The sequence below is a fragment of the Photobacterium sp. OFAV2-7 genome, assembly GCF_022347985.1.
Taxonomy (GTDB): domain Bacteria; phylum Pseudomonadota; class Gammaproteobacteria; order Enterobacterales; family Vibrionaceae; genus Photobacterium.
In genome coordinates, this window is the sequence record NZ_JAKRFQ010000559.1 from 1 (window position 1) to 3,438 (window position 3,438).

At 42.0% G+C, this 3,438-nt stretch carries 3 protein-coding genes and 2 pseudogenes; 1 reads left to right on the forward strand and 4 read right to left on the reverse strand.

Annotated elements, in window-relative coordinates; all coding sequences use genetic code 11:
• A partial coding sequence (locus MHN01_RS20810) for a methyl-accepting chemotaxis protein (RefSeq protein ID WP_239413180.1) occupies positions 1-620 on the forward strand: 620 nt, incomplete at its 5' end.
• 84 nt (positions 621-704) lie between these two features.
• On the opposite strand, the gene MHN01_RS24755 is transcribed toward MHN01_RS20810, so the two are convergent.
• The 4 genes and pseudogenes from MHN01_RS24755 to MHN01_RS20825 all read right to left on the reverse strand — a co-directional run.
• Entirely contained in the window at positions 705-1,106 is a 402-nt protein-coding gene (locus tag MHN01_RS24755) for a methyl-accepting chemotaxis protein (RefSeq protein WP_370646535.1), read from the reverse strand.
• A gap of 129 nt (positions 1,107-1,235) precedes the next feature.
• Positions 1,236-2,003 (reverse strand): annotated as a pseudogene (locus tag MHN01_RS24760) (PAS domain-containing protein); the annotation flags it as partial.
• A 411-nt stretch (positions 2,004-2,414) separates the two neighbouring features.
• A complete protein-coding gene (locus MHN01_RS20820; RefSeq protein WP_239413183.1) occupies positions 2,415-3,293 on the reverse strand; it encodes a lipase secretion chaperone in 879 nt (292 codons plus the stop codon).
• Positions 3,293-3,438: pseudogene (locus MHN01_RS20825) on the reverse strand (lipase); the annotation flags it as partial. The gene MHN01_RS20820 and the pseudogene MHN01_RS20825, both read right to left, overlap by 1 nt.

The following is a 3,438-nucleotide window of genomic DNA, read 5'->3' on the forward strand; positions in this document are numbered from 1 at the left end:
AGACAAGTGTTGAGACGACGATTGAATCGGTACTGTCTCTGCACAATGAACTAGACAACTCGAAGCAGGTTATTAATGCACTGTCTGAAAGTAGCCGTCAGATTGAAGGTATTCTGGATGTAATTGGTTCTATTGCCGATCAAACCAACCTGTTGGCGCTTAACGCCGCTATTGAAGCAGCACGAGCCGGTGAGCAGGGACGTGGGTTTGCCGTGGTTGCAGATGAAGTTCGTTCTTTGGCCCAAAAGACACAATCTTCAACGGGGGAGATCCACGAGATGATCAATCGCTTGCAGGCGACTGCGAAGCAGGCGGTAGAGGCTGTAGAGCGTGGTGGTGAACTGTCGGAACACTGTCGTCAACAGGCGATTGAGACGGGCGAACGCCTTGGCGAAATCAATGAGATGCTGAACAAGGTGACAGATAGCAGTCACCAGATTGCTTCGGCTGTAGAAGAGCAGGCCGGTGTGAGTGACGAAATTGCCCGAAATATCGAGCAGATCAGTGAGCTGACAGCATCGACGTCTGAAACCAGTGACAAGTCGGTAGAAAGTACCCGGATGCTGGTAGAGCGCCTTGAGGCACTGCAGCGTCTGATGGTTCAGTTTAAACGGGCTTAACTAACAGCATTAGGCATCAGCTCCAGAACGGAAAAAGGCAGCTAATTTAGCTGCCTTTTTTATAAGTTGTGTTCAGGTGTCTATTTAGACTTCTGATAAATCCATGACGGTTTTAGAGACATTTTCAGCACCAGCATAGATCTCGTCCATTACCGTCGATACCTCGGTGATTTTGTTCATTCCATCGTTGGCGATGGAGGCTACTTCATTCATGGCGACGGTGACACTGTCAGTGAGGTTTTTGTTGTCCAATACCACACTGGCGATTTCACTGGTTGATTGGCTGGTACGGGAAGCCAACTGTCTGACTTCATCGGCAACCACGGCAAACCCACGTCCCTGCTCACCGGCTCGTGCTGCTTCAATAGCCGCATTAAGCGCTAGTAGGTTAGTTTGGTCGGCAATCTCTTTAATAGTAGAAACAATGGCTTCTATACTTTGTGATTTGGTATTTAACTGCTGGATCTTGCTGGATGCCTCTTTCACTTTTTCAGATATACCTACTGAAACTTCAACTGAGTCACTAAGAAGATCAGATCCTTGCTTGGCAATCTGTGCCGTTTCAACTGAAGTGCTATAGGCAATATCAGAAGCCTGAGAGACGGCCTCACTTTGTTCGACTTGTTTGGTAATATCAGAAGCAAATTTAATTACTTTGACAACTTTCCCTGAAGTATCAAATATAGGGTTATAAGTCGCCTCTAACCAAACAGCTTCACCATGACTATTTCTTCTTAAAAAACGGCCAGATTTAAATTGGCCGCTTTCTAAATCCTGCCAGAAAGATGGATTTTCGGAATAAAAACTCTCGTCGCAGAATATTCTATGGTGCTTACCTGCAATTTGACTGATTGGATAACCAACGGTCGATAAGAAGTTGTCATTCGCAGTGAGGATATTACCCTTAGGGTCAAATTCAATCGTTGCTAATGAACGGTTTAATGCTGTTAGGACACTTTCCTTGTTTAAGCTCTCAATAGTGCTGGCTGTGACATCAGAAGCAATTTTCATTATCTTGATGACTTGACCATTTGCTTTTATAGGAAAATAAGTTGCTTCAAGCCAAAGCGTTTCTCCTGCTTTATTTTTTCGCTCGAAGGTACCTTTTTGTACCTGGCCCTGGCGAAGCTGCTTCCAAAAGTTTTCATATTCAGAGGAGTTCGCATATGACTGAAGACACATTACTGAATGGTGTCTGCCAATAACTTCATCACGTTTAAATCCAGTGACATCTAAAAAGATTTGGTTGGCGGTCAGAATATTACCCTGTGTATCAAACTCAATAGTAGCGAGACTCTCGTTAATTGATTCAATGATAGCTTCAAGGTTCGAGACAACCTCTTTTTTGCTGCTAAGCTCTGCTTTTAACTTCCGATTAAACATTCGATCCCGACCCTATATAGCTGAGTTATTAATTCTATTAATTAGAGAATTTTGTCTAAAAATCACACAAGCAAGTTTGTATTTTATTAATATGTGCATTATCAGTAGCGGGGGTATGCTAGCTAATATTTACTAATATTTCATCATAATTTTATACAATTTGTCATTTGTTTTTTGTAAATTACTTATAAAACAGAAAGATATTTATCCCCCTTATGGTAGGGCGTTCGATGATGAGTTATATTAAAAATTATCAAGGTAAATATGATTGAATGGAATTGTTATTGTTTTTGGTGGGTTTGGTGAAAATATACCGAGTCACTAATGGACTCGGTGCATATAATTCTAAATGCTAAGGGGTGAAACATATTATTAATCGAAATGTCAGTTGGATAATTGTCAATATATACATTAAATCGATTTATTATTGGAGAGCTTTTGTTCGTCAGAGATACTTTCTAAAGCCTGCACTCGACGAACTTGTTTTTCATTGAACATTTTATTTCTTAAGAGAGCAACTTCACTTTGTTGCTCCTCAATAGTCAGTAGAGAATTGGCGAGAATCTCATCTCGTTGTTGTAGGTATGAATTCACTGTTTCCTCGAACTCGGCGCGGTCTATAGCAAGTTTTTCCAGTCTATTGGCAGCTTCGGTTCCCACAAGTTCCTGATTGGCAAGATAACGTTCCTGGTCCGTCATTTCCTTTGTTTTTTGTAGCTGGCCTAGAAGGCTGGCATTGTGGTAGCTCAGCTGCAGATTCGGAGAAAGATGATCGATTTCTTGTTCCCAGATGATAGTTGCCTCTTCAGCACTTTGGGTATGCAGGTGTATTTCGATCTGCTTGAGTGCGAATTCTCTTAGCTGGTTTTCTTCAGCAAATAATAGTTGTTGTTCTTGTGGGGTAAAAAACTGAAGCTGTATGCTCTTGATTTGGTCAATGAGTTGCTGAAGTGTACCTATATCTAGCTTATCAACAGTATTTGAATCAATGTGCTCTAAGGTGGCTCTATAGTTTATGAACCGCTGAAAGAGGTCTTCATCAAGCTTGTAGGCGCTTGCTTGTTCTTCGTTATAGTTTTCAAAATTGTGCTTGAGGGTATCCAGATTAGCTTCACCGAGTCCAGATAGGAAGTACTCGAAAGTATCGCGAGAGGAGTCCTTATCCACCTTGGTATCGAGCTGTGAAGCGACTTGTATCATAGGTTCATCGGAGGTTGGAATACGGCTGTAATAGACCGCACTGGCAGTCACAATAATACAAACAAACGCGAGTACGGTCTTTTTCATCATTACAGTCCTTGCAGTTGCAGTCTGTTGGCGTGCTGTCGATACAGCGTTGTAGGGGCAGTTTCAAATAGGTGAGTGATGCCTAGCAAACCGTTAATTTCATCCAGATGATTCATCTTGTAGTCATTTCGGATTACTTTACCGAAGA